Origin of the sequence: Ramlibacter sp., from assembly GCF_036676645.1 — a bacterium.
Taxonomy (GTDB): Bacteria; Pseudomonadota; Gammaproteobacteria; order Burkholderiales; family Burkholderiaceae_C; genus Ramlibacter.
The window spans coordinates 19,097-37,849 of record NZ_JAKFCM010000013.1 but is presented as its reverse complement, the minus strand read 5'-3'; the positions used below and the strand labels follow the sequence as shown (position 1 = coordinate 37,849).

18 protein-coding genes are annotated in these 18,753 nt (G+C 72.1%); 5 read left to right on the top strand and 13 right to left on the bottom strand.

Features of this window, described 5'->3' with window-relative positions; genetic code table 11:
- Positions 1–56 precede the first annotated feature (56 nt).
- Positions 57–1,241 (top strand): hypothetical protein, encoded by a 1,185-nt coding sequence (locus tag V6M57_RS01635; protein ID WP_332813237.1) that lies wholly within the window; start codon positions 57–59, stop codon positions 1,239–1,241.
- Positions 1,242–1,258: 17 nt separating this feature from the next.
- Here V6M57_RS01635 and V6M57_RS01630 read toward each other — a convergent pair whose 3' ends face one another.
- The 11 genes from V6M57_RS01630 to V6M57_RS01580 all read right to left on the bottom strand — a co-directional run bounded on the left by V6M57_RS01630 (position 1,259) and on the right by V6M57_RS01580 (position 13,123).
- Entirely contained in the window at positions 1,259–2,302 is a 1,044-nt protein-coding gene (locus V6M57_RS01630; protein ID WP_332813236.1) for an NUDIX domain-containing protein, read from the bottom strand.
- Positions 2,286–3,095 (bottom strand): TIGR04290 family methyltransferase, encoded by an 810-nt coding sequence (locus tag V6M57_RS01625; RefSeq protein ID WP_332813235.1) that lies wholly within the window; start codon positions 3,093–3,095, stop codon positions 2,286–2,288. Before V6M57_RS01625 ends, V6M57_RS01630 begins: the two co-directional genes overlap by 17 nt.
- Positions 3,092–4,453, bottom strand: a complete 1,362-nt coding sequence (locus tag V6M57_RS01620; RefSeq protein ID WP_332813234.1) for a UDP-glucose dehydrogenase family protein — start codon at positions 4,451–4,453, stop codon at positions 3,092–3,094. Before V6M57_RS01620 ends, V6M57_RS01625 begins: the two co-directional genes overlap by 4 nt.
- Positions 4,450–5,535: a CgeB family protein gene (locus tag V6M57_RS01615; RefSeq protein WP_332813233.1), complete on the bottom strand. Its 1,086-nt coding sequence runs from the start codon at positions 5,533–5,535 to the stop codon at positions 4,450–4,452. Before V6M57_RS01615 ends, V6M57_RS01620 begins: the two co-directional genes overlap by 4 nt.
- Positions 5,532–6,635, bottom strand: a complete 1,104-nt coding sequence (locus V6M57_RS01610) for a CgeB family protein (protein WP_332813232.1) — start codon at positions 6,633–6,635, stop codon at positions 5,532–5,534. The genes V6M57_RS01615 and V6M57_RS01610 overlap by 4 nt, the downstream gene beginning before the upstream one ends.
- Complete coding sequence (locus V6M57_RS01605; RefSeq protein ID WP_332813231.1) at positions 6,632–7,780, bottom strand: CgeB family protein; 1,149 nt, start codon at positions 7,778–7,780, stop codon at positions 6,632–6,634. Before V6M57_RS01605 ends, V6M57_RS01610 begins: the two co-directional genes overlap by 4 nt.
- On the bottom strand, positions 7,771–8,862 hold the full coding sequence (locus tag V6M57_RS01600; RefSeq protein ID WP_332813230.1) for a glycosyltransferase family 4 protein: 1,092 nt from the start codon (positions 8,860–8,862) through the stop codon (positions 7,771–7,773). Before V6M57_RS01600 ends, V6M57_RS01605 begins: the two co-directional genes overlap by 10 nt.
- 19 nt (positions 8,863–8,881) lie before the next feature.
- On the bottom strand, positions 8,882–9,865 hold the full coding sequence (locus V6M57_RS01595; RefSeq protein ID WP_332813229.1) for a Gfo/Idh/MocA family protein: 984 nt from the start codon (positions 9,863–9,865) through the stop codon (positions 8,882–8,884).
- A 100-nt stretch (positions 9,866–9,965) separates the two neighbouring features.
- Entirely contained in the window at positions 9,966–10,919 is a 954-nt protein-coding gene (locus V6M57_RS01590) for an MDR/zinc-dependent alcohol dehydrogenase-like family protein (RefSeq protein ID WP_332813228.1), read from the bottom strand.
- 12 nt (positions 10,920–10,931) lie between these two features.
- The gene (locus V6M57_RS01585) at positions 10,932–12,002 is read right to left on the bottom strand and encodes an SDR family NAD(P)-dependent oxidoreductase (RefSeq protein ID WP_332813227.1); all 1,071 of its coding nucleotides are present in this window, start codon (positions 12,000–12,002) and stop codon (positions 10,932–10,934) included.
- Complete coding sequence (locus tag V6M57_RS01580; RefSeq protein WP_332813226.1) at positions 11,999–13,123, bottom strand: NAD-dependent epimerase/dehydratase family protein; 1,125 nt, start codon at positions 13,121–13,123, stop codon at positions 11,999–12,001. Before V6M57_RS01580 ends, V6M57_RS01585 begins: the two co-directional genes overlap by 4 nt.
- A 164-nt stretch (positions 13,124–13,287) precedes the next feature.
- Here V6M57_RS01580 and V6M57_RS01575 point away from each other — a divergent pair, with 164 nt between their 5' ends.
- The 4 genes from V6M57_RS01575 (at position 13,288) to ygiD (ending at position 17,164) form a co-directional block, all read left to right on the top strand.
- Positions 13,288–14,424, top strand: coding sequence for an inositol-3-phosphate synthase (locus tag V6M57_RS01575; RefSeq protein WP_332813225.1), 1,137 nt, complete (start codon positions 13,288–13,290; stop codon positions 14,422–14,424).
- The gene (locus V6M57_RS01570) at positions 14,421–15,359 is read left to right on the top strand and encodes a beta-xylosidase (protein WP_332813224.1); all 939 of its coding nucleotides are present in this window, start codon (positions 14,421–14,423) and stop codon (positions 15,357–15,359) included. Before V6M57_RS01575 ends, V6M57_RS01570 begins: the two co-directional genes overlap by 4 nt.
- Positions 15,356–15,952 carry a histidine phosphatase family protein gene (locus tag V6M57_RS01565; protein WP_332813223.1) on the top strand — a complete coding sequence of 199 codons (597 nt, stop codon included), beginning with the start codon at positions 15,356–15,358 and terminating at the stop codon, positions 15,950–15,952. Before V6M57_RS01570 ends, V6M57_RS01565 begins: the two co-directional genes overlap by 4 nt.
- Positions 15,953–16,297: 345 nt before the next feature.
- Positions 16,298–17,164, top strand: coding sequence for a 4,5-DOPA dioxygenase extradiol (gene ygiD, locus V6M57_RS01560; protein ID WP_332813222.1), 867 nt, complete (start codon positions 16,298–16,300; stop codon positions 17,162–17,164).
- Positions 17,165–17,181: 17 nt separating this feature from the next.
- Here ygiD and V6M57_RS01555 read toward each other — a convergent pair whose 3' ends face one another.
- Together V6M57_RS01555 and V6M57_RS01550 are read right to left on the bottom strand one after the other, a co-directional pair.
- Positions 17,182–17,760 (bottom strand): DUF1003 domain-containing protein, encoded by a 579-nt coding sequence (locus V6M57_RS01555; protein ID WP_332813221.1) that lies wholly within the window; start codon positions 17,758–17,760, stop codon positions 17,182–17,184.
- A 4-nt stretch (positions 17,761–17,764) separates the two neighbouring features.
- Complete coding sequence (locus V6M57_RS01550) at positions 17,765–18,742, bottom strand: hypothetical protein (RefSeq protein ID WP_332813220.1); 978 nt, start codon at positions 18,740–18,742, stop codon at positions 17,765–17,767.
- Between the last annotated feature and the right edge of the window lie 11 nt (positions 18,743–18,753).

Sequence of the window (18,753 nt, the reverse complement as noted above, 5' to 3'; positions counted from 1 at the left end):
GCGCTGAAGTGGGGAGCCCCCTGCTGTGCCAGGGGAGACACCCAGGGAGAAGTTGCATGCTGCGCATCAGGCTGTCGATTGCGCTGGTTCCACCTTTGGCCAGCCTGCTGCTGGGTGGCTGCGGCGGCGGTGGGGGCGGCGGCGACGCGCCGGCGGCCGGCTTCGGCCAGGCGGCCGAGGGCCTGTGGAGCGGCAGCACGGGCAACGGCCTCACGATCTCGCTGCTGGTGCTGGAGAACGGCCAGACCTGGGGCTTCTACCGTGCCGACGGATCGGTGCGCGGCCTGCTGCAGGGCGCGACCATCGGCTCGGGCGACCGGTTCAGCTCCGAATTCGTCGACTTCAATGCCGATGCGACCGTGCGCGAGCCGGGCACCGCCACCGGCACCCTGGTGCCCCGGTCCAGCATGACCGGCCTGCTCGGCAACGGCGCCACGCTGACGCTGTCGTACGTGCCGGATTACGACCGCGCGGCCTTGCAGGCGGACGTGGTCGGCAGCTGGCGGGTGGAAGGGCGCACGCTGTTCGCCGATTTCAGCTTTCCGGCGCTGCTCGTCGATGCCTCGGGCGGGGTGAGCGGGCAGGACCAGGGCTGCGCGATCAGCGGCCAGCTGGTGCCCCGCGGCTCCGGCAAGAACGTGTTCAACCTCAGCGCCAGCTTCAGCGGTGCCAGTTGCGCGCTCGGCGACGGCGCCAGTGCGAGCGGGGTCGCCTATGTCGACACGACCGGCACCCCGGCCCAGCTCGTCGGCACGGCGCTGCGCGCCGATGGCGCGAACGGCCTCGTGATGAGCGGCACCCGGCAGGCCGCCGCACCGGCACCGACGCCTGCGCCGGGCCCGACTGCGGCGCCTACCCCGGCGCCGACGCCAGCGCCCACCGCCGCTCCCACCCCGGCCCCGACACCGGCCCCCACGCCAGCTCCGACGCCCGCCCCGACTCCGGCGCCGACACCGGCACCCACCCCGGCACCGACGGCAGCGCCGACACCGGCACCCACCCCGGCACCGACGGCAGCGCCGACACCGGCACCGACTCCAGCCCCGACGGCAGCGCCCACTCCGGCGCCGACGCCTGCCCCGACCGCGGCGCCGACACCTGCTCCGACCCCCGCGCCGAGCCCGACTCCCGCACCAAGCCCGACGCCCACACCCGCGCCCAGCCCGACACCGACTCCCGCGCCGCCGCCGCCGACGACGGCGCCGGCTCCGTTGGCCGGCATCGGCGGCCTGCGAGGTTGAGGAGGAGGCGGCGGCGCTCAGGCGCCGCCGGCCACGCCGAGGAACCGGTCCAGGATGTGGAAGTGGTCGTCGTGCAGCCGGGCTTCCAGGGCCGGCAGGTCCGCGAGCGGCACCCAGCGCGCGGCAGCGGCGTCGTCCCCGCCCCGCACCGCCGGTGGCGGCCCGGGTCCGAGGTCGAAGTGGTGCGCATGCGTCACGATGCGGCCGCGCTGGCTGCGCCGCGGGTGGTCGAACACCTGCACGCCGCGCAGCGCCTGGCGCATCTCGCGCGCGCCGAGCGGCCAGCCGGTTTCCTCGGCCAGCTCGCGCAGCGCCGCCTGCAGCACCGTCTCGCCCGGATCCAGGAACCCGCCGGGCAGCGCCCACAGGCCGCGGCCCGGCGCGCGCCCGCGCTGCACCAGCAGCACCTGGCCGCCGGCCTGCACGACCGCATCGACGGTCACCAGCACCACCGGGTAGGGCGCCACGGACCAGGCCTTCTTCTCGCCCGCGATGACCCGCCATTCCTCGCGCAACCGGCCGAAGTCCGCGCCGGCAAGCCATTCCCGGGCGAGCGCGGCGGCGGCCGGCGCGAGGTCCGGCTGCAAGTGCTGCAGCACCGCCGCCGGGTCGTCCGCTGCGTACAGCCGGTCGAGCCGGCTGGCGGCGCGCGCATCGCCGTCGTGCCATTCGAGCTGCCAGCGCGGCGCGGCATCCTCTTGCGCCGGCTCCAGGGACCGGGGCAGCAGCACCAGCACCGGTTCGTCCGCGCCGGCGCCTTCCGTGCGCAAGCCTCGCGCCACGGCCTGCAGGGTGCGCACGGGGTCGTAGCACTGGCGCAGCGGCACGAAAGAGGTCCGTGCGCGCTCTGCTTCGGCCAGCGACTCGCCCACGATCCGGGCGCGGCTCTCCCAATCGAGCGGATGCGCGGGTGAAGGCGCCTGCCGGGCCCAGTCGACGAACACCGTGCAGCGGCGCGCACGCGACAGCGCCGAGCGCACCGTGTCCACCTGGTCGCGGTCCGGCAGCTGCCACTCGGCCAGGCAGGCGGCCCGGGGCCAGGACTCAGTCGCGCCGGCCATTCACCGCCCGCAGCGCCGCGTCGAATCCGCTCGCCGCGATCCGCTCCCGCGCGCGGCTGTCCGGGTCGGGCTCGCACAGGTAGATCTCCCGGTCGGGCCGGCCCAGCACGCGCAGGCCGCTGGAGCGCAGCATGGCTTCGATGCCGGCGCGGTTGGGGACCCACCAGTTGGTCGGGTCGCCGGCGAAGCGGTGCTCGATGAAGGCCATCTTCGGCCAGCCGGGGTCCAGCAGCGGCTCGCGCTCGTCGATCGGGTGGTCGCGCGTGTCCGCATACACGCTCTCGCCGGGCATGCTGAGTGTCTGGAACATCATCAGCCGCCGGGTGCGCTGCGCCAGCAGGTCCAGCGCCAGCAGCGGGTAGCGCAGGTGGTAGAAGACCCCCATGAACCAGACCAGGTCGAAGGCCTCGCCCAGCGCCGCCAGTTCGTACACGCCCATGCGGCGGAACTGCACGCGGTCGGCCAGGCCTTGCACCCGGGCGGCCCAGCGCGCCTGCTTCAGGTAGTGCTCGTCGACGTCCAGCGCCAGCACGCCCGCGCCGCGGCGCGCCAGCTCGAAGCTGTAGAAGCCGGCGTTGCAGCCCACGTCCAGGACCCGCCAGCCCGACAGGTCGGCCGGCACGTGGGGCGCGACCTGCTGCCACTTGAAGCCGGGAAAGTCGCCGCCCAGGAAGTGGTCGGGCACGGTCTGCACCCCGCCGGGCAGGTGCAGGTTGTGGAACCAGGGGCCCAGTGCCTGCGCCTGCCGCCGGATCGCTTCGGCGTCGGCTTCGCCCTGCAGGTGGCGGGTCATCGTCCGATGGCGTGGTACTCGAACCCGAGCTGGCGGATGGCCGGGTCGTACAGGTTGCGGCCATCGAAGATCACCGGCTGGCGCATGGCCTTCTTCAGCGCGTCGAAATCCGGGCTCTTGAAGGCCTGCCAGTCGGTGGCGATCACCAGCGCATCGGCGTTTTCGGTGCAGGCCACGGGCGTGTCGGCGTAGCGCAGCCGGTCGAGCAGCGAGATTCGACCGGCGAAGTCGTGCGCCAGCGCCGCCTTCGCCTGCCGCATGGCCACCGGGTCGTGCGCCATCACCAGGGCGCCGCTCTCCAGCAGCGCCCGGATCACGATGCGGCTGGGCGCCTCGCGCATGTCGTCGGTGTTGGGCTTGAACGCCAGCCCCCACAGGCCGAACAGCAGGCCGCGCAGGTTGCTGCCGAAGCGGGCGGCGATCTTCTGCACCAGGATGTGCTTCTGCGCCTCGTTGACGGCCTCCACCGCTTCCAGCACCCGCAGGTGGCTGCCGTGCACGGAGGCGGTGCGGATCAGCGCCCGCACGTCCTTGGGGAAGCAGCTGCCGCCGTACCCGGTACCGGGGTACAGGAAGCCGTAGCCGATGCGCGGGTCGGCGCCCATGCCCTTGCGCACCTGCTCGATGTCGATGCCGGCGCCGGCCGCGAGGTTGGCCAGCTCGTTCATGAAGCTGATGCGCGTGGCCAGCATGGCGTTGGACGCGTACTTCGTCATCTCGGCCGCCTTCAGGTCCATCAGCAGCACGCGGTCCTGCACCCGGTTGAACGGGGCATACAGGCGCTGCAGCAGCGTGCGCGCGCGTTCGCCGTCGGGCCCCGGCTCGGTGCCGATGACGATGCGGTCGGGCCGCATGAAGTCCTCCAGCGCGGCGCCTTCCTTGAGGAATTCGGGGTTGGACGCGACCGCGAAGGCCTGCGGGCCGTGCGGCAGGTTGCGCGCCTGCAGCGCGTCGGCGATGGCGGTGCGGATCCGCTCGCCCGTGCCCACCGGCACGGTGGACTTGGTCACCACCAGCTTGAAGCCCTGCATCCAGCGGCCGATGCTGTCGGCCGCCGACAGCACCTGGCTCAGGTCGGCGCTGCCGTCCTCGGCCTGGGGCGTGCCCACGGTGATGAAGATGACCTCGCCATGGGCGACGGCCGAGGGGCTGTCGCTGGTGAAGCGCAGCCGCCCGGCGGCGCGGTTGCGGGCGATCACCTCCTGCAGGCCCGGCTCGTAGATCGGCATCTGGCCGGCTTCGAGCAGGTCGATGCGGCGTGGGTCCGTATCCAGGCAGATCACGCTGTTGCCGCCGTCGGCCAGGCAGGCGCCGCTCACCAGGCCGACATAGCCGGCGCCGAACACGGTGACGTTCATGGCGCAGCCTCCAGGTCCAGGTCCAGCGCGTGGGCCACCAGCTCGCGCGCGCGGTGCGCGGCCGTGTGGCCGTCGAGGATGCGGCGGCGGGCGCGCCCGGCCATGGCCTGGCGCTCGTCCTCGCCCATGTCGCGCAGCACGGCCAGCACCTGCGCAGGCTCCTCGGCCAGCACGATCTCGCGGCCGGGCACGAACAGGGTCTCGATGCCGGCCCAGCGGTCGCTGACGATCGGGGTGCCGCAGGCGGCCGCCTCGAACAGGCGCACGCTGGGCGACCAGCCGGCCTGCCGCATGTCGGCCCGCGTGAGGTTGAGCGTGAAGCGCTGGCGGTTGTAGAAGGCGCGGTGTTCGGCCGGCGGCAGGTGCGGCCGGTACTCGACGTTGGCCGGCCAGGCCATGTCGCCGGGATATTGCGGGCCGGCGACGATGAAGCGGCCTGCGGCCCAGGCGCGCGCGGGCTGCAGCAGCAGGCGCTCGACGCCGGGCTGGCGGTCTTCGCTCCAGGTGCCCATGTAGCCCAGGTCCCAGGCGGGCGGTTGCGGCTCGGGGTGGTACAGCTGCGGGTCCACCGAGCAGTACAGCACCCGCGCGCGCGGCGAACCGAACTCGCGCTCCAGCCGCTGCAGCGTGGGGCCACCGGTGAAGGACAGGTACAGGTCGTAGCCGGCGACCTGGTCGGGCCGCAGGGAGTCGTGCTCGCCGCGCGCCAGCCGCGCCAGCGTGACCGGCGTGTCGATGTCGTAGAAGGCCCGGATGCCGCCGGCCTCGGCCTGCACCCAGTCGCCCGCCTGCGCGCCCTGCGGGACGAAGGAGCCGACGATCGCCAGGTCGGCCGTGCGGACGTCCTCGGCGAAGCGGTCATGCAGTTCGTCGAGGCTGCCGTACAGCGCGGTGCGGCCCCAGGGCGGCTGCGGCAGGTCGCGGTTGGCCGCATACCAGGGCTGGTCGCGCTCCAGGAACAGCACCTCGTGGCCCGCTGCGACCAGCTCGCGCACCAGTGCGCGGTAGGTGGTCGCGTGGCCATTGCCCCAGGAGGAGGTGATGGACAGGCCGAGGATGACGATGGACAGCTTGCGCGTCATGCCGCCACCTCCCGGGCCCGGGAGCGGCCCTCGAGCACCGCATCGAACTGCGCAGCGCGGTGGTCGTAGGTGTGATCGGCCAGCACGCGGCGGTACGCGGCCCGGCCGATCGCCCGGGCGCGCTGCGGATCCAGCCCCTGGAGCTGCTGCGCGACCTCGTCGCCATCGCGCGCCACCAGCACCTCGCTGCCCGGCTCGAAGAACTGCTCCAGCCCCGGCCACGCATCGGTGACCAGGCAGGCGGCAGCGCCGGCGGCCTCGAACACCCGCGTGGCCGGCGAGAAGCCATAGCGCGCCATGCTCTCGCGGCTGACGTTCAGCACCGCCAGCGGCGTGCAGTTGAACGCGTTGTGGGCGGCCGTGTAGACGTGCCCCACGTGGCGCACGTTGGGCGGCAGGGGCTTGTCCTGCCAGCCGCTGCCGCCCAGCAGGAAGCGGCGCTGCGGCAGCGCGGCTGCGGCGTGCAGGAAGAAAGCCTCGACGCGCGCCTCGCGATCGGGCAGCCGGTTGCCCAGGAAGGCCAGGTCGCCCTCGAAACGGGGATCGGCCTCGACCGGGAAGTGGGTGGAGGGGTCGAGCGCGTTGTAGATCGGGATGCAGTCGCGCGCGCCCAGGGCCCGGTAGGCCTGGCGCACCGGCTCGCCGCCGCCGTAGGTGAGGACCAGGTCGTAGCGCGGCACCAGCAGGCGCAGCGCATCGGCGGGATCGGCCTGCATCCGGTCCAGCGTGGCGGGGGCGTCCACGTCCCAGTACACCACCGTGGTGGACGGCCCCTGCAGGCCCAGCACGGCGCGCTCCAGCAGTTCGTCGTGCACGCCGACGCCGCTCGCCTTGACGACCAGGTCGGCGCCGCGCGCAGCCTCCACGGTGCGCAGCACGCCGGCTTCGCTGCCGGCCGGGTAGACCACGACTTCGGCCCAGGCGGGATCGGCCATGTCGCGGTGCTGCTGGCGGCCGAACGCGTCGGGCTCGTAGAAGGTGACCCGGTGCCCACGCGCATGCAGGGCCCGCACGATGCCGCGGTAGTAGGTGGCGGCGCCGTTCCAGTAGGCGGACACCAGGCTGGATGCGAAGAACGCGATGCGCATCCCCTTGCTCATGCATTGACCTCCCTTGCAGCTTGGCGGGGCGGGGACAGTTCGGCGTAGATCCCGAGCAGCTCGTCCACGCGCCGGGCGCAGCTGTGCCGCGCAGCGATGGTGCGAAGGCCGTGGTCGGCCAGCGACCGCGCCAGCGCCGGGTCGGCCAGCACGGCACGCAGCTGTTCGCGCATCTCGCGACCGTCGCGCGCGACCAGGAAGTCGGCGCCCGGCTCGAACAGGCCTTCGCAGTCGTCCCAGGGGGCGCAGACCAGCGGAATGCCGCAGGCGAGCGCCTCGAAGACGCGGATGGTGGGGATGCCCGGCAGTGCCTGCACGTAGGGCCGCCGCGGCACGTGCACGGTGACATCGTGGCGCGCGAACACGCGCGGCGCCTCGTGGTTGGGCAGCCAGCCGCCGTAGTCGATGCCGGCTTGGCGCAGGCTCTCCAGCGCGTGGGCCGGGTAGCGCACGCCATGCACGCGCGCCTTCAGGCCGAGCGCGCGCACCGGCTCGAGCAGGAACTCCTGCAACTCCGCGCTGCGCTCGCCGTCGCCCCAGTTGCCGATCCAGACCAGCGAGCCCGTCCCGGGCGGCCGGGAAACGGTTCCCGGCCCAGGCCCGGGGGCCAGCGGCCGGAACATGTGCGTGTCGGCCGCCTCGTGCCAGGTCCAGGCGCGCTCGCACCAGCCGTGGCGCCGGTACAGGTCGCGGATCACCGAGCCGAAGGCCAGCACGCCGTCGTAGTGGCGCAGGTCGTAGGCCGCCATGTCCTGCGGCTGCGTCACGCTGCGGTGGTGGGTGTCGTGGAACAGGAGGCGGTAGTGCGGGTTGGCCTTGCGGTGCAGGCCGATGCGGCGCACCAGGTCGTGCTCGTTCCACTCGTGCACCAGCACCAGGTCGGCGCCGGCCAGCGCCGGGTCCAGGTCGAGAGTTTCGCGGTCGTATCGGTGGCTGCGCAGGTGCGGGTAGGCGCGGGCGAAGGCGCGCAGGGCCTGCTCGCCATGCCCGGCCAGCAGGTGGGTCACGCTCCAGGCGTCGCGCGGCTCGTAGACGCCGACCTCGTGGCCGCGCGCCAGCAGCTCGCTGCAGATGCCGCGCAGGAAGTGGGCATTGCCGTGGTTCCAGTCGGAGACCAGCGAATGGCAGAACAGGATCACGCGCATTGCGGCTCCTCGGCCTGGCCGGCCAGCGCGGGCGCGAGCCGCGACGCAGCGCGCAGCCAGGCCTCGGCCATGGCGGCAGGGGACCACTGCCGTGCGCGCCGGCGCGCGGCGGCCGCCAGCGCGCTGCGCTGGTCCGGTCGCGCGATCAGCCCCTGCAGGGCCTGCTCCAGCGCGTGCGTGTCGTCGGGCGGCACGTAGACGGCCGCATCGCCCCAGGTCTCGCGCAGGCTGGCGATGTCGCCCAGCACCAGCGCGCAGCCGCTCAGCGCGGCCTCCAGCACGGACAGTCCGAAGGGCTCGTAGCGTGCCGGCAGCGCATAGATCGAGGCGCAGGCCATCTGCGCCGCCACTTCGCGCACCGGGAGTTCGCCCAGTGCCTGCACGCCCGAGGGCAGCCGTTCGCGCCCGCCGCCCGGAGGGGCGCACGAGCCGGCCACGCACACCGGCCAGGGCAGCCGTGGCGCCACGGCCTGCAGGGCGGCGAGGTTCTTGGCTTCGTCCCAGAAGCGGCCTGCCGAGAACACGAAAGGCCGCTTGGCGGCGGCGCGGAACAGGGCCGGGTCGCGCCCATTGGGCAGCACCAGGCCGTCGCCGGCGAAGGCGTGCTCGGCACGCAGCGCGGCCAGCATGGCGGCGGTCGGCGCGGCGACCTGGCCGGCGCCCTGCAGGCCCGCGGCGACACGGCGTCGATAGGTGTCCCACTCGGCCGGCGCGCGGCTGCCGTGCACCGCGCGCCACCAGCTCAGCACGCAGGAGTGCGCGACCAGCAGCACGGGCGCGGCAAAGGCAAGGGCGCCGAAGGCGAACTGGTTCAGGTGCACCAGCTGCGGCTGCAGGCTGCGCTCCAGCGCCAGCAGCCAGTCGCCGGCCGCGTCGACTTCGCGCCAGGGATCGGGCATCCATTCCAGCGCGAAGCGGCTCTCGTGCAGCCGGACGTGGGGCAGTCCTTCGACGGCCTGGCGCTGGTGGGGCCGGACCGGACCGCCCAGGGTGGCCAGGTGGACGGCGATGCCGAGCGGTCCCAGCGCGCGGGCCAGCTCGACGGCGTAGGTCCAGACACCGCCCACGGTGTCCGCGGTCAACAGGATGGAAGGCCGGCACTCACCGCGCATAGACCGCGTCCAGCACTCCGGCGACCCGCGCGATCGATTCGATGGCGGGGCTGTAGCGGGCGCCGGCGCCGAGGCGGCGGGCCCAGTCGACGATGGCACGGCCGCCCCAGGCGTCGGGCGGCTCGGCCAGCAGCGTGCGGTGCGCGCCCCGGCAGTGCTCGGCGACGAAGTCGTGGAACGAGCCGCCGCGATTGCGCATGGACGCGCTGCCGGCACTGCCGTGGAAGTGCGCCTCGATGATGGCGTCGCACCCGGCGGGGAAGTCCCAGGAGCAGGCCAGGCGCACGACGATGCCGCCGGCGAGGTCGAGCTGGACGAGGGCGTAGTCCTCGCATTCGGCCGCGCCGCGCGCCAGCGGCCGGCCGTGCGCGTACAGCCGGCTGCCGACCTGGCGCACGTCCGGAAAGCCCAGCACCCACAGCGCCAGGTCCACCAGGTGCGTGCCCAGGTCGATGGCGCAGCCGCCGCCGGCCAAGGCCATGTCGCGCGCCCAACCCTTGTTGGGGCCATAGGCGTTGTGGAAGACGAGGTCGGCCGCGTAGACCGCGCCGATCCCGCCCTCCACCACGCAATTTCGGATGCGCCGCATGGCTTCGGTGTGGCGGTAGGACAGGTCGCAGCCGAGCAGCCGGTCGGCCTTGCGCGCGGCGGCCACGATGGCCCGTGTTTCCGCCCCGGTGCGCGCCAGCGGCTTCTGGCAGAACACGGCGATGCGGCGCTCCAGCACCTGCAGGGCCTGGCCGGCGTGCAACGCGCTGGGCGTGGCGATCACGACCCCGTCGAGGTCGTGGACGAGCAGCTCGTCGAGCGAAGCGACGATGGCCGCGGCTGGCGCCCGTTCGCGGGCGCGGGAGCGGACGTCGGGCGAGGGGTCGGCAATGGCGACGACCTCGCAGGCCTGCTCGTCCAGCAGCGCCTGGAGGCGGTGCTGGCCGATCCAGCCGAGGCCGAGGAAACCGAGGCGGGGGGTCACGGGCGAGCCCTGTCTTCCTTCCTCCCCCGGTGGGGGTGGGGACAAGCCGGGGCCTTCCCGCCGAGGGTGAGGGAACCAGCCACCAGGGCGCTGCAAGGCCTCATGCCACCACCAGCGCCTTCATGAAGCCGTCCGGCCGGGTGCGCGTGAGTTCCAGGGCTTCGCCCAGCCGGTCCAGCGGCAGTCGGTGCGTGTACAGCGGCTCCGGGTCGAGCACGCCCTGCGCCATCAGGCCAACCGCGGCGCGCATGCCTTCGACGTAGACCCGCGGGTCGCGCTCGTGCGCATTGACGACGTCCAGCCCGCGCCAGTTCCACAGCTGCACGTTCAGCTGCCGCAGCCCGTCCTGGTGATAGCCGGCGATCACCAGGCGGCCGCGCTCGGCCGCCAGCTCGCCGGCCAGCTGCAGCGGCCACTCCAGCCCGGTGGCTTCGATCACGCGCTCGCACCAGCGGCCGTCGGTGAGGGCCTTGATCCGCTCGATCACCCGCCCGTGGTCGTCCATCGAAACCACGTGCTGCGCCCCGCATTGCCGCGCGAAGTCGAGCGAGAAGCCCCGGCGCGAGATGGCGATGACGCGCGCGCCGGCGTGCACCGCCAGCCGGGTCAGCAGGCAACCCAGGAAGCCGATGCCGACGATGGCGACCGTCTGTCCCGCGCGGATGTCGCTGCGGCGGAAGATGTTGACCGCACAGCCCAGCGGCTCGCCGGGCACGGCCCGGCCCTCGAGGGCCGGCGGCAGCGGCACGACCGCATCGGCCTGGGCCAGGTCGTACTCGGCGTGCGCGCCATAGCTCAGCGCCGCGACCCGGTCGCCGATCGCCAGTCCGTCGACCCCCGGCCCGAGCGCCGCGATGCGCCCCCAGCCTTCGTGGCCCGGGGCGCCCGGCGCCTGCGGATACTGGAACCAGCTGCGCCCCTCCCACAGGGGCAGGCTGGACGCACACACGCCCGAGCCCTCGAGGCGCAACAACACCTGCCCGGGCCCCGGCTCCGGCCGCGGCGCATCCTGCAGCACGGCTTGCAGCGGCTCCCGGATCACGCAGGCCTGCATCGCCGGCCCCCGTCAATGGGCCGCCGCGGCCCGCAGGCGGGGCGGTTGCGGGGCGGGTGGGCGCCGGTGGGCATTCAGCCAGGTGTGCAGGCGGGCGATGCCGGCGCGCGCGGACACCCGGGGCCGCCAGCCGGTGGCTTGCTCGTAGGCGCGGGTGTCGCTGACGTAGTAGCGCTGGTCGCCGGTGCGCCAATCGGCGAACGACACGGCCGCAGGACAGCCTTCCAGCGCCTCGATGCGCTCCAGCAGGTCCAGCAGGCTGATCGCGTTGCGCGGCCCGCCGCCGATGTTGAAGGCGCGGCCGGCCAGCGCCCGGCCGTTCTGCTCGGCCAGCAGGAAGGCATGGACCAGGTCCTCGACGAACAGGATGTCGCGCACCTGGCGCCCGTCGCCGTAGATGGTGATCGGCTCGCCCTGCAGCGCCCGCAGCAGGAAATGCGCGACCCAGCCCTGGTCCTCCGTGCCGAACTGCCGCGGCCCGTAGATGCAGCTCATGCGGAACACGACCGTGCACAGTCCGTAGCTGCGCGCGTAGTCGAGCGCGTACTGGTCGGCCGCGCCCTTGGAGCAGCCATAGGGGCTGTGGAAATCCAGCGGGCGGCTCTCGGCTACGCCGCGCGCCTGGATCGACAGGTCCAGCGGCTGGTAGTGCGGGCCGACCGGCTGCAGGGCCAGGTCGGCCAGGTCGCCGTACACCTTGTTGGTGGACGTCATCAGGAAGAAGGGCGGCGCGGGCCGCGCGCGCACCGCTTCCAGCACGTTCAGCGTGCCCTGCGCGTTGGTCGCGAAATCGGTGCGCGGGTCGACCAGGCTGGTGGTCACCGCCACCTGGGCGGCGAAATGGAAGACCTGCGCCGTGCCGGCCACCGCCTGTTGCACGGCCACTTCGTCGCGAACGTCGCCGACCACGACCTCCAGCGCGCTGCCGTGCTGCTCGCGCAGCCACTCCAGGTTCTGCTCGACCCCGGGGCGCGACAGGTTGTCCAGGATGCGGACCTTGCGGCCCATCGAAAGGAGCTGGTGGGCGAGGTTGGATCCGATGAAGCCGGCCCCGCCGGTGACCAGGGTCAGCGGTCCGCTCATACGGTCAGCCCCCGGGCGCTGAGCTCGGCGCTCGCCTGTGCCACCTTGTCCACAGCCGCCTGCCCGGCCAGCCAGGCCGACAGCTCGGCCATTCCCTCGTCGAGCGTGACCCGCGGTTCGTAGCCCAGCACCTGCCGGGCCCTGGAAATATCGGAAAAGCAGTGCCGGATGTCGCCGACCCGGTACTTGCCGACGATCTCGGGTTCTATATCTTGCTTGCCCATCACCCGGGCCAGGCGCGCGGCGATCGATCGCACGGTCTGCGGCTCGCCACTGCCGACGTTGAACACCTGGCCGGCGGCCTGCGGCGACTCCAGCGCCAGGCGACACGCCCGGGCCACGTCGTACACGCTGACGAAGTCGCGCTGCTGCAGGCCGTCCTCGAAGATCTTCGGAGGCCGGTCGTTCAGCAGCCGCGAGGCAAAGATCGCCAGCACGCCCGTATAGGGATTCGAAAGCGATTGCCTCGGTCCGTAAGCGTTGAAGAACCGCAGAGCAACGGTATCGAAATTGTATGCACGGCCGGTCATCAGGCACATGCGTTCCTGGTCGTACTTCGACAGTGCGTAGATGGATGCGAGGGCCGGCGCCTTGCTTTCCGGCGTGGGCACCGGCTGCAAAACGCCGCCATCGGTGCCATGCAGCTCCCAGTCGCCGCGCTTCAATTGCTCGAGCGAGCGTTCACCGGCTTCCACCCGCTGCCCGGCCCCGTTGCGGTACAGCCCCTCGCCATACAGGCTCATGCTGGACGCGACCACCAGCCGCTGCACCGGCCGGGCCACCAGGGCTTCCAGCAGCACGGCGGTGCCCAGGTTGTTGGTGCGGGTGTAGTGGGCGATCTCGTACATGCTCTGCCCGACGCCCACGGCGGCGGCGAGGTGGAAGACCGCGTCGACGCCCTCCAGGGCACGCGCGACCGCTTCCTCGTCGCAGATATCGCCGACGTGCAGGTCGACCTGCGCATCGAGGTAGGGCGGTGGCCGCCGCTCGTGCCCATGCACCTGTTCGACCAGGGTGTCCAGCACCCGCACCGTGTAGCCGTGCCGCAGCAGCTCGTCTGCAAGATGGGATCCGATGAATCCGGCGCCTCCCGTGATCAGGACCTGTCGCATGGTTTCCATTCGATTTCGTTTTTAGGAGGAAACCGATGTTATGTGTTTCGGCTGTGCCCGTGGGCGGGGCGCCAACGCTTCCATGGAAATATTTGCATGGATGGGCAGGAAAACTGCAACGAGGAGCTGAATGCGCAAGTAGCATGCGTTGCTGGCTTTTGCAGGAGTGATGCATGTCCTCGATTCGGGTCGCGATCATCGGCGTCGGAAACTGTGCCTCAGCGCTGGTGCAGGGCGTGCATTTCTATTCAGATGCAACAGTCGATGACTTCGTACCGGGGCTGATGCACGTGGATCTCGGCGGTTACCGGCCGCGGGACATCGAGTTCAGCGCGGCATTCGACGTCAGCGCGCACAAGGTCGGCCTGGACCTGGCCGAGGCGATCCACGCGGCCCCCAACAACACCATCCGCTTCGCCGAGGTGCCGCCCCTGGGCGTGAAGGTGCACCGCGGCATGACGCACGACGGCCTGGGCGCCTACCTCAAGGACGTGGTGCCCAAGTCCAGCGCCAGCACCGACGACATCGTGGGCATCCTCAAGGCGACGAAGACCGACGTGGTGGTGTCGTACCTGCCGGTGGGCTCCGAGATGGCCACCAAGTGGTACGTCGAGCAGGTGCTGGAGGCCGGCTGTGCCTTCGTCAACTGCATCCCGGTGTTCATCGCCTCGGCGCCGTACTGGAACAAGCGCTTCGCGCAGCGGCGGCTGCCCATCATCGGCGACGACATCAAGTCGCAGGTGGGCGCCACCATCGTGCACCGCATCCTCACCGACCTGTTCAGGAAGCGCGGCGTCCGGCTGGACCACACCTACCAGCTGAACTTCGGCGGCAACACCGATTTCCTCAACATGCTCGAGCGCGAGCGCCTCGCGTCCAAGAAGATCTCGAAGACCCAGGCCGTGACCAGCCAGCTCGGCCACCCGATGCAGGCCAATGACGTGCACGTCGGCCCGAGCGACTACGTGCCCTGGCTGGCCGATCGCAAGTTCTGCCACATCCGCATGGAAGGCACCGGTTTCGGCAACGTGCCCATGCAGTGCGAGGTCAAGCTCGAGGTCTGGGACTCGCCCAATTCGGCCGGCGTCGTGATCGATGCCGTCCGCTGCGCCAAGATCGCGCTCGATCGCGGCATCGGCGGGGCGCTCAACGGCCCCGCCGCCTACTTCATGAAGTCGCCGCCGCTGCAGTTCAGCGACGACGAGGCGCGCGAGCTGGTCCAGGCCTTCATCCGCGGCGACGCGCCGCTGCGCCAGCGCCGGCGCAGCGCCCGGACGGCCCCCGCCCCCAAAGCCCTGCGCGAGTCATGATCGAAGCCGTCAAGTTCTGGAACGAACCGAACAACAAGTCGCACTGGGACCTGGAACTGGATCCCGACTGGTCCCGCTTCGCGGAGATGGCGCAACTGGCCGCCGCGGCCGTGAAGGCCGAAAGCCCCGCCCTCACGCGGGTGCTCGGCGGCATCTCGCCGATCGACCCGCTGTTCGTGCAGAGGCTGCGCGACGCCGGCGCGCTGGGCGACATGCAAGCGCTGGCCGTGCATGGCTTCCCGCTCGACTGGAACCACTGGCAGATCGACGAGTGGCCCGCCCAGCTGGCCTCGATCCAGGCGGTGACGCCGCTGCCGGTCTGGGTGACCGAAGTGGGCGTGTCCACTTTCGGCGCCGAGGAAGTGCAGGAGTGGGGTCTCAAGCGCACCGCGGAACTGCTGGTCGGCCGCGCGCCGCGGATCCACTGGTACTCGCTGTACGACCTGCCGGCGGCCTGGCCGGCCACCACGCGGCACCGCGAGGCCGAAGGTTCCAGCTATTACCGGCACTTCCACATGGGCCTGCTGCGCGAGGACGGCTCGCCCAAGCTGGCCTGCGCGCGCTTTGCCGACTACACGCCCGAGCTGGGCATCTGCCAGTGGTTCCACTTCGACGACCACCGGCTGGACGACGCCGTGCGCTGGCTGCGGCGGCTGGGCGTGAAGAAGCTGCGCACCGGGCTGTCCTGGGCCGACAGCTTCCGGACCGGTGCCGATGCCTGGTTCGACCGGCAGATGGCGGCGCTCGACGGCTTCGACGTGACGATCACGTTCTGCTTCACGCCGGAGCACCGGGGCCTCCAGCCGCACCACACGAGCGCGCCGCAGGTTCCGCAGGAATTCGCCGAGTTCTGCGCGCGCATGGTGCGCCGCTATGCACCGGCGCAGGGGGCTGGGGCCGGTGCGGCGGCCGGCGACGGGGTGGCGGTGGCGTGACCACCTTCCTGCTCGTGCGGCACGGCGCGCACGACTGGCTCGACCGCGGCCTAGCCGGCCGGCTGCCGGGCGTCTCGCTCAATGCACGCGGCTGGCTGCAGGCCGAGCAGCTGGTGCGACGGCTGGAGGGGCGCGACATTGCCGCCATCTACAGCAGCCCGCAGCCGCGGGCGCGGGAAACCGCGGCGCCGCTGGCCGGCCGGCGGCGGCTGCCGATCCGCATCCTGGAGGCCTTCGACGAGATCGAGTTCGGCCAGTGGACGGGCCTGGGCTTCGATGTGCTGCAGCGACGCGATGCCGACCGCTGGCGACAGTGGTGCGAGCGGCGCAGCCAGGCCCAGCCGCCGGGGGGCGAGACGCTGCCGCAGGTGCGGCGCCGCGCCGTGCAAGGCCTGGAGCAGCTGCGCGAGCGCTACCCGGCCGGCGCCGTGCTGATCGCCTCGCATGGCGACGTGATCAAGGCGGTGCTCGCCACCGCGCTGCGGATGTCGCTGGACGACCTGGAACGCTTCGAGCTGGCGCCCGCGTCGATCAGCATCCTCGAAGCCGGGGAGGGCTGGCAGCAGGTACGGCTGGTCAATGGGACGGACTGAACACACGCCGATGCGACCCTCCCCGCAGGAGTGGCGCCCTCGCCCCTGCGGTGTCATCCCGGCGAAAGCCGGGATCCAGCTCCCCGCGCCGGTACAGGCAAGCACGTGTTCGTGGGACAGGTGATGGATTGCGGGTCAAGCCCGCAATGACACGGATGGGAGCCCGCAATGACACGGAGGGGAGCCCTCGACGGGAATGGGACCCGCGATGACACGGATGGGTCAGCCCGCCCGAGTGCGGCGCCGCGATGCGGTGCAGCGCAGGCATGACACCGATGGGGATGCCAGGATGACAGGATGGGTGCACTATCCTGCTCGCCACAGAGTTTCGCGACCCGCACCCCTATGACCCAGACCCGCATGCCCGCCGCCTTCATCGGCCATGGCAGCCCGATGAACACGCTGGAGACCAATCGCTTCACCAGCGCCTGGCGCGAGCTGGGCCGCAGCCTGCCGCGGCCGCGCGCCATCCTGTGCATCTCGGCCCACTGGTTCATCCACGGCAGCGCCGTCACCGCCATGGAGCGGCCGCGCGTGATCCACGATTTCTTCGGCTTCCCGCGCGAGCTGTTCGAGTTCGACTACCCTGCGCCCGGTTCACCCGAAGTGGCCGGAGAGATCGCCGACGTGGTGCAGCCGGCCTTCGTCGGGCTGGACGAGGACAGCTGGGGCCTGGACCACGGCACCTGGTCGGTGCTGGCCCACCTGTTCCCCGACGCGAGCGTGCCGGTGCTGCAGCTGTCCATCCACAGCGGCGAATCGCCGCAGTACCACTTCGATCTCGGGGCGCGCCTGGCGCCCTTGCGCGAGCGCGGTGTCTTCGTGCTCGGCAGCGGAAACGTGGTGCACAACCTGCGCCGCATCGACTGGGGCCTGCAGGATCGCGCCTGGGACTGGGGCGAGCGATTCGACGCCGAGGTGCGTCGCATCATGACCAGCGATCCACGGCAACTGCTGGCCGTGCACGCGCATCCGGACTACGCGCTGTCGGTGCCCTCGCCCGAGCACTTCATCCCGCTGCTGTACCTGGCGGGCATGGCGCACGCCACCGGCGAGCGGGTGACAGCCTTTGCCGAGGGCGGCACCAAGGGCGGCATCACCATGACCAGCTACGCGCTGGGATCGGTGGCACCGCCGCAGGCGAGCTCCGGGGCCGGCGCCGGCGGGCTTCCGGACCCGGGCGTCATACCGCCGCAGCAGACGAATCTCTGAGCGGCGGCGAGGCGCCCTCAGCCCCCTTTCTTGCCGTCGTCGTAGGCCTCGTCGATCTGCCGCACCACCTGTTCGGGTTCGGCGGCCTGCACCAGCGCACCGATCTCCGCGTCGCCCTCGGTCAGCGCGCCGGTCTTCAGTGCGATGTCCTCCAGCAGCACGAGCATCCGGGAGTTCTCCTGCTCGGCCAGCAGGTTGATCTGCAGGTCCAGCTGGTTGCGCCGCTCGCTGATGCGCGCCTGGTAGTTCTGGCTGATCAGGACGAAGGACATCAGGAAGATGCCCTCGGCCGAAGCCCACAGCGTCAGCAGCGTGAACGGATAGGGATCGGGCGGATGGGGCGTGCCGAAGGTGTTCCACAGCATCCAGCCGCCGAAGGCGATCGCATGGACGATCGCGAATGCGATGTGGCCGCAGGCCCGTGCCACCAGGTTGGCAAAGCGGTCCGACACGGTGTGCTGCGCGTTCTCGGCCTCGTCGAGCTTGCGCATGGCCTGCACGTTGGCGCGGGTGATGTCGGCCACGCTGCGCGCCTCGCGGTAGCGGCTCGGATGCTGCGGGCGCTGCGCCGCGCCGCCGTCGGCCGGTTCCGCCACGGTGTCAGGCCCGAAGGCGCGCGGGCCCGGTCGCAGCCGGCAGCGCGGCGAGGGCGGCGGCGACTTCCCGGACCAGGCCGGCCCAGTCGCCCGGCCGGCGCTGGCGGAACAGGCGCACCGACGGATACCAGGGCGAGTCGGCGCGGGCATCCATCCAGCGCCAGTCGCACTCGTGCTTGAGCAGCAGCCAGGCCGGCCGGCCCATCGATGCGGCCAGGTGCGCCAGCATGCTGTCGATCCCGATGACGAGGTCGAGCTGCAGCAGCGCCGCCGCGGCATCCTCGATGCGGGCCGTGCGGCGCCACAGTGGCTCCAGGTCGGGCCCGTGCGCGCAGTGCTGCGCCGACGAAAGGCCTTGCTGCAGGGCGAAGAAGCGGGCGTTCGAAGCCTGCAGCAGCGGCGCCAGCGCCGGCCACGGCACCGACCGGCTCGGGTCCCAGTCGCTGGTGGCCCAGAACAGGCCGACGCGCCGCCGCCCGTCGCGTTCGCCCAGCTGCAGCGAGGATCGGCGGCGCGCCTGGGTCGCCAGGTGCGGATACGGCGGTGGCACCGTGCCCGCGGTCACGCGCGATGCATAGGCCAGTTCCATCACCTCGATCTCGACCTCGTGTTCCGGCCAGTCGGGGCCGCGCCAGCCATCGTGCACCTGGCCCAGCCCTGGTGCCTGCTGCAGCAGGCGCACGAGCGGTGGCTGGACCATCAGGTGCAGTTCGCGGGCGCGCCGGTGCAGACCTTCGACGAAGCGCAGGAACAGCAGCGTGTCGCCCAGTCCGTGCTCGCAGCGCACCAGCACCGAGCGGCCCTCGAACGGCGATCCGTCCCAGCACAGGTGCCAGGGCTGCCGCTCGAATCCGGGCTGCGATTGCGCCTGCCGGCGCGGGATTTCCAGCCGGTCGGTCTGTCGCCAGGCGGCCTCCCAGTCGCCCCGGCGCATGGCGGCCGTCCAGAGCGCGCCGACTTCCGCGGGCAGCAGGGGGTCCACCGCCGGGTCTC